Source organism: Sphingobacterium siyangense, from assembly GCF_007830445.1.
Taxonomy (GTDB): domain Bacteria; phylum Bacteroidota; class Bacteroidia; order Sphingobacteriales; family Sphingobacteriaceae; genus Sphingobacterium; species Sphingobacterium siyangense.
Genome location: NZ_VLKR01000039.1, coordinates 47199 through 53198, shown reverse-complemented (window position 1 = coordinate 53198; position 6000 = coordinate 47199). Strand labels below are relative to the sequence as shown.

10 protein-coding genes are annotated in these 6000 nt (G+C 40.2%); 3 read left to right on the top strand and 7 right to left on the bottom strand.

Annotated features, from left to right (window positions below):
• Positions 1-274: 274 nt before the first annotated feature.
• Positions 275-490 (bottom strand): hypothetical protein, encoded by a 216-nt coding sequence (locus IQ31_RS23890; protein WP_145330575.1) that lies wholly within the window; start codon positions 488-490, stop codon positions 275-277.
• Between the two features lie 281 nt (positions 491-771).
• Between IQ31_RS23890 and IQ31_RS23885 the strand changes: the two genes are divergently transcribed.
• Entirely contained in the window at positions 772-975 is a 204-nt protein-coding gene (locus tag IQ31_RS23885) for a hypothetical protein (protein WP_145330573.1), read from the top strand.
• Positions 976-1038: 63 nt separating this feature from the next.
• Here the strand turns inward: IQ31_RS23885 and IQ31_RS23880 are convergent, their stop codons facing one another.
• The 4 genes from IQ31_RS23880 to IQ31_RS23865 form a co-directional block, all read right to left on the bottom strand.
• A complete protein-coding gene (locus tag IQ31_RS23880; RefSeq protein ID WP_145330571.1) occupies positions 1039-1290 on the bottom strand; it encodes a Rho termination factor N-terminal domain-containing protein in 252 nt (83 codons plus the stop codon).
• Positions 1291-1377: 87 nt separating this feature from the next.
• Positions 1378-1932 carry a type 1 glutamine amidotransferase domain-containing protein gene (locus IQ31_RS23875; protein WP_145330569.1) on the bottom strand — a complete coding sequence of 185 codons (555 nt, stop codon included), beginning with the start codon at positions 1930-1932 and terminating at the stop codon, positions 1378-1380.
• Between the two features lie 135 nt (positions 1933-2067).
• Positions 2068-2802, bottom strand: a complete 735-nt coding sequence (locus IQ31_RS23870) for a metallophosphoesterase family protein (RefSeq protein WP_088161493.1) — start codon at positions 2800-2802, stop codon at positions 2068-2070.
• Position 2803: 1 nt separating this feature from the next.
• Positions 2804-3547 carry a nucleotidyltransferase gene (locus IQ31_RS23865; protein WP_145330567.1) on the bottom strand — a complete coding sequence of 248 codons (744 nt, stop codon included), beginning with the start codon at positions 3545-3547 and terminating at the stop codon, positions 2804-2806.
• 228 nt (positions 3548-3775) lie between these two features.
• On the opposite strand from IQ31_RS23865, the gene IQ31_RS23860 reads away from it, so the two are divergent.
• Together IQ31_RS23860 and IQ31_RS23855 are read left to right on the top strand one after the other, a co-directional pair.
• Positions 3776-4261: a DUF421 domain-containing protein gene (locus tag IQ31_RS23860; protein WP_075994783.1), complete on the top strand. Its 486-nt coding sequence runs from the start codon at positions 3776-3778 to the stop codon at positions 4259-4261.
• Positions 4262-4393: 132 nt separating this feature from the next.
• The gene (locus IQ31_RS23855; RefSeq protein ID WP_145330565.1) at positions 4394-4621 is read left to right on the top strand and encodes a hypothetical protein; all 228 of its coding nucleotides are present in this window, start codon (positions 4394-4396) and stop codon (positions 4619-4621) included.
• Between the two features lie 33 nt (positions 4622-4654).
• On the opposite strand, the gene IQ31_RS23850 is transcribed toward IQ31_RS23855, so the two are convergent.
• Both IQ31_RS23850 and IQ31_RS23845 read right to left on the bottom strand, forming a co-directional pair.
• Positions 4655-5155: a hypothetical protein gene (locus IQ31_RS23850; protein ID WP_145330563.1), complete on the bottom strand. Its 501-nt coding sequence runs from the start codon at positions 5153-5155 to the stop codon at positions 4655-4657.
• Between the two features lie 77 nt (positions 5156-5232).
• On the bottom strand, positions 5233-5841 hold the full coding sequence (locus IQ31_RS23845; RefSeq protein ID WP_145330561.1) for a DUF4142 domain-containing protein: 609 nt from the start codon (positions 5839-5841) through the stop codon (positions 5233-5235).
• Between the last annotated feature and the right edge of the window lie 159 nt (positions 5842-6000).

Here is a 6000-nt window from a genome sequence, read left to right as displayed (position 1 = left end):
TGTCACTTTTGTGCTTTGAAACCAAATCTTTGAATAATTCGCGGTCGATAAGAGATAAAATCTGACTAAAAACATTTAAATTTATCATGGCGGTGTGTTATAATTTTGCGATTTAAATATAGCAACTTTGCTATATCTAAACACCGCCACTTTTTAAACGTTTAGGACGCAAGTGAGCTCTCTACAATAAATCTAATCTCCAGCCATCTCACGACGGGAGGATTTCATAATTATGCTATTATCACGCAAGAACAATAGCCAATTTATATTTGTTTTACTTTTTTGTTGATGTATCGGGCTGGGGTGTTGGCGGGATTTCTCCACGGGATTCTGCAGATGTGGTATCGCGATATTGTATCGTCGTGGTATCGTTGGGAACGGAGTCCCGCATCAGTTCCTTTGATTTTTGATCATCAGTTTTAACGCCATTACATCCATAGGCTGCTAAGCATATTAGACCGAAGGAAATTAATTTTGTTGGGTTTTTCATATTATTTATTGTTTAATGATGGCATGCCACTGCATACTCTCTTCCGAAGAACAAAGGTCACATCAAAATCGTTTCGGATTTTCAAATTAGCTATTATGATAGAAAAAGAAAATCGATCTTATATTCTTAGTTTTTAGATAAATTAAATTGTAAAAAACATTTTACAATTGAGTGCTGTTCCTATGATCGAGAAAACCAATACAAAAAACACCGTGGGCCTTGTCCGATTTGGTTTTCACCATATGCTTATACATTGATTAAACAACAAAAAATAGATGAATATGGCTACAAAAAATGAAAACCGCGTTGTCGGGACCGAAATGGAAAAAAAGAAAAAGGTCAAGCTAGGAGTGAACGGGGAGTCACTTCGGGATGTAAACGATAAGGATCAAGGAGATGCCGAGGCTGGTGTAGACCCGCAGGTGGATCAGCTCAATGACATGCCCAATGACCCTGCTGATAGGCCCAAGGAAAGGAAGAAATAAAAAAGACCCGCATTTGCTGCGGGTCTTTTTTATAGTGGCCGAACCTATACGTTAAAAACGTTTCTATTTTTTGCCCTGTTTGTCAATGGCTTTAATAAGTTCATCTTTTGTCATATCATGACGACCCGTGATATCCATTTTCTTTGCCATTTCCAAGAGCTCAGCTTTGGTTTTTTCGGAACTTCCCTTTTGTGAACTCTTAGACGCAGAAGCGCTTTTAGCAGTTGCTGGAGCTGATTTTTTTTCTTTGTTGCTGCTGTTGCCCTGCGATTGTCCTTTAACAGTCGTATGGCTTGAACTTTTTGTCGTATTCATAATGTTCTGTTTTATTTGTTACTTATATGCTGAACATGTTACAGACACAAAAGGTTGGTCGTTTTAATACGTTATTAGACGGTACTATTACGCTTTGTTCTTTTTTTCCATAGCAAATGCTTTGATAATGGCTTTATTAAAAGCGGGTAAATCGTCGGGCGTGCGGCTCGTAATAAGTTTATCGTCAACGACGACTTTACTGTCTTCCCATAATGCGCCTGCATTAATCAGGTCCATTTGAATGGCCTCGACAGACGTTATTTTTCTATCACGTACCAAATCCGCATTAATAAGTAATTGTGGACCGTGGCAAATTGCCGCGATCGGTTTATCACGTTCCCAAAAAGCATTGATCAAAGCAATAGCCGTTTTATTGGTTCTCAATTTATCGGGGTTTATGACTCCGCCGGGCAGCAGCAATCCATCGTACTTATCCTCTTCTGCCTCCTGAAGAGCGACATCGACAGGATAATCATTTGACCACTCATCACCATTTTTTGCGCGAACTTTTCCTTTAGCCGGTGATATAATGTCTGTTTTGGAGCCTGCATTTTCCAGCGCTTCTTTGGGACTGGTCAATTCGATTTCTTCAAATCCATCTGCTACCAATATGGCAATCCGCTTATTTTTTAAATTTTCCATAGCTAAAGTTTGTTTGTATTATATGTTTTTTGTTCTTAAAGAGAACGGATCTAAACCTACGAAGGTTTGATATAAATTACTTTCGAGATGGGTTTTGACAATTACCATAATGAGAAGTTAAAGTTGATTTTGAATTTAGATATCGATAAGTGCAAAGCATGTATCGTCGCCATGATGAGCTTTCAGTACAGGTACTGCCACATTATAAATCGGTATTCCGGCGGGGGATAGGGCTTTGAATTTCCCCGCATGCGCATGCCCATGAAAGGCAGCAGTAACTTTACGCCGCTGGAGCGGCTCCATTAAATGTGTTGAGCCTAAGAAAGGATAAATCTGTTCGGGTTCACCCAATACTGTTTCCGCTATAGGTGCATAATGGAGTAAAGCGACTTTTTTTATAGCTGCATGCTCTTGCTCTAACCTTGCCAAGGCACGGTCCAGTAGCAATGATTCGTTTACAGCTTCCTGCACAAAACTTTTCATGGCATCTTCGCCGAACATCGACAACATATAACGGTCAAACCCACCACCAAATCCTTTTACGCCGGCAAAACCAATATTTTCGATCACGATTGCTTCGCCGTCCAAAACCGTAATTTTACTGTCGGTCAAAATCTGTCGAATCTGTTTCTGCCGTCCTTTTTCATAATCGTGATTTCCTAATACGGCGAGGACCGGAACTTTGATGGATTGAAGTTCGGCAACGAGTAATTCAGCCTCTTCTTCATCCCCAGTGTCAGTCAAATCACCACATAATAGCAGGACTTTTGCCTTTTCTGAAATCTCTTCAAATTTTGTTTTCCATTTTCCATGCTGATTTGCATTCATATGTATATCGCCCAAAGCGGCTATTGTTGTCTTTTTATTCATCTCAAACAGTTTTTATTGTATATGATTTATACGCCCAATCTTTAATATCGATCTCATATTGCGTCTGGTCGATGAGCGGTCCCAGGCAAACTTTCTCTAAGCAAGGAGGTAGTTCATACTGATCTGCTGCCCGCTTAATAAGCTGATCAAATAAGTCCTTTGGAAGAATATCGCGATAGTCATGCGGATAGGTAAACTGAAAGACGAGCATTTGAGCCAACAAGAGGTGCCAATGTTGATCCATCCGCGCCAATAAGTGATCCCAATCTAGTTTCTTCCCATATTTTAGCCAAATATGGTTTATATCGGCACTGTCGTGCCGCTCTCTGTTTTGTACATACAGTTTACACCAAACGAGTTCTTCTGCGGGTATGTAACGTACGGTTGTATCAAACAGCACTCCCTCAGGCCCCCTGTCAAACCAATCTTGTTCCACAGTACAATTGTGGTTAACACTATCAAAAATAATGTCAATAAAATAGGGGGCTTTATAAATCTTGGCCAGCCATCTTACATCCGTCAATTCCGTTTTATAACCACTGGCGGCAAAATGCTTGAGAATTTTTGGGTATTCGCTGCTTTTGCAAAAAATATCCATGTCTTTCGTAGGCCGTATGATCCCTGTGTAGTGAAACATAGCCAAACCGCCACCTACCATAAATTGACATCCGTTCTCTTGTAGCAGTCTCAATGTATCCTGAAAGAAAGCCAAGCAATCCTCAGGTGGATTATCTAAATGAATCATATTGTCTACTTTTTATTAAAGACAGTCAAATAAATGCAGTAGTTTGTTGATAGTCAATGAAAACGTATTATCCACCAGATTAATAGTAAAAGTACTCTATTTAAAAATTTTTGGAACTCGGAGGGCTCTTATCGATGTTCTGAAATAAAATGGTCTGAAATAAAATAGAGGGCTCATTGCCTGATGAAGTATGGATGGACATATCACAACGATCTAAACAGCATAGATATGGACAGTTTTTTTGGCTCTGGTGAGGATCTCACGATGTTACAGATGGGATCGCGCGCGTTTATTATGTTTATTATAGCGCTTTTTCTGGTTCGACTAGGAGGAATTCGAATTCTCGGCCGAAAGTCGGGTGTGGATTTCGTAATCATTATTATGCTAGGTGCAGTGTTGGCTAGAGGGATAGTTGGCGCCTCGCCGTTCCTGTCAACGGTGTTCGCTGGCTTTGTCATGATTATTGTCAATAAAATCCTGGCCCAGGTATCGGCCCGGCTTCCCTATTTGGGTAATATGGTAAAAGGTAAGCCGGCTGTTTTATACAAGAACGGTAAAATCCAATGGGATCAGATGGATCGACTGGGTGTAAGTCGCACAGATCTACTGACGAGCTTGCGGCTAGAAACAAACAGTAAGCACCTTGATGAAGTAGATATGGCTTTGATGGAGCCGAATGGCCGAATAAGCTTTACACTCAAGGAAAGAAAATAAATATTTAACAGATAACTCTTCCTGTGTAAAAACATATTGTGACGTCGAAAGGGATCACTTGAATCAAAGCCTATTGACACTTCACATAGCTAACCTGGGAAGGGGTAAAAAACATAAATAAAAGATAAGATTATGATAAAATATTTTTATTTGGTCATCGCATTTGCGACAATAGCAATGTCTTGCGATAATAGGGCTAATAATAGCGAGGAAACTTTGATAGACACCGCAGTCAACCAAAATGGTCTACCGTTAGACAATATTCACCGAAGCCGCGGAAAAGATACGACAAAAAATGACGGGAGCGCAAAAGAAGGGGTGCCATTGGACAATCTGGATCGCGGTAAAAATACGGATTGACCCAGTTGTATCTTTGCGAACGATGGTGCAAAATTATTTACTTACAGAGCGATAATAGATCCAACCTGGTAACTGCTCCAATGGGTTTGGTATTTTCAGATCTATAAGAGTATTCAACCCTAGTTCTTGGGACAATTTTCCAAATGCATCTATGTCGTGAACGGGATAGAATATCGCGTGTTCATTGGGCATATCGACATTCCCTTGTAACCAGCGGTAGCCCTCGGCATGTAGATTGTCAATAAAGGTATCGGTAATAGCCTCCAGGTAATGCATCATTTTGTTTATCCAGATAAGTTCATCCTTCGCTCGCGTCGGATAGTGTTCATGTGTGAAATCGAGGATCAATTGTTCGCCCTCCATGTCCCAACCATCGCGGATCATTGCAAGCCCCATAGACCGCACTTCTTCCTGATAAAAATGCTGCCCATAGCTCATTTTAATTTCGCCCGCAATAGGGCTTTCTTCAATTTTAGCACGTAGCGCCATTTGTCTATTAAGAAGTTCATGTATGTAGTCGAATGTCTGTTCCATGGTATGATAAGAATAACGAAGGACATCGCCTTTATGGCTTTGTCCTTCGGAGTGAATAAATGAAATAAATATGCTTATTATTTTAATGTCGGTTTGAGCACTTTGTTCTTAACAGCTGGCGATGGCGCATTTGGTGTAATGTGCATATCACTTATCGAAGGATCTGAAGGCTGCATATTTTTAATTTGATCAAGATGTTTTTCAAATGCGGGAATTTTATCAGTAGCGAATTTCTTAAGGTCAGCATCTGTAATTGCTGTGCCTGTGCTCGCATCTTTGAAAAGTGAAATGGCATCCTGATGGCTCTTAACCATCAGATCGGTATAGATGCGGTCAAAACTTGCTGTGTCCGCATGATTGAGTTGGTCGATCATGGATTTATAATTTTGATCGTCACTCGTACTCAGCTGCCAATTTTTATTCTTTACAATGGTCGACAGTTCATTTCCTGCAGCAGTATGGTCGTCTGTAATCATCTGTGCATATTGTTTTATATTAGGGTTTTGTGATTTTGAGAGAGCAATGCTTGCTGTCTGCAGTTCGAAATTGTTGCTGGCCGTGGCTTTGCTGGCAAAGTCCAAGTCTCCAGGCTGTGGCTGAGCGGGTTTGCTGTCTTGCGCCTGAACAGTTAAAATGCAAGCAAAAATCACTAGCAGCGTTCCCAAAGTTTTTAAAAAGGTTTTCATAATGCTATTGTTTAATTGTTAACGATGTATGCTATTTCGGTTGTCATTTCCTTGTTTGTCCATAACTAATGATAGTAGAAGATGCTAAAATGGATAAGACGATACCGATGATATAAACATAGACTCCTTTATGTGTGTGTTTTAAATAGTGAACAGTGG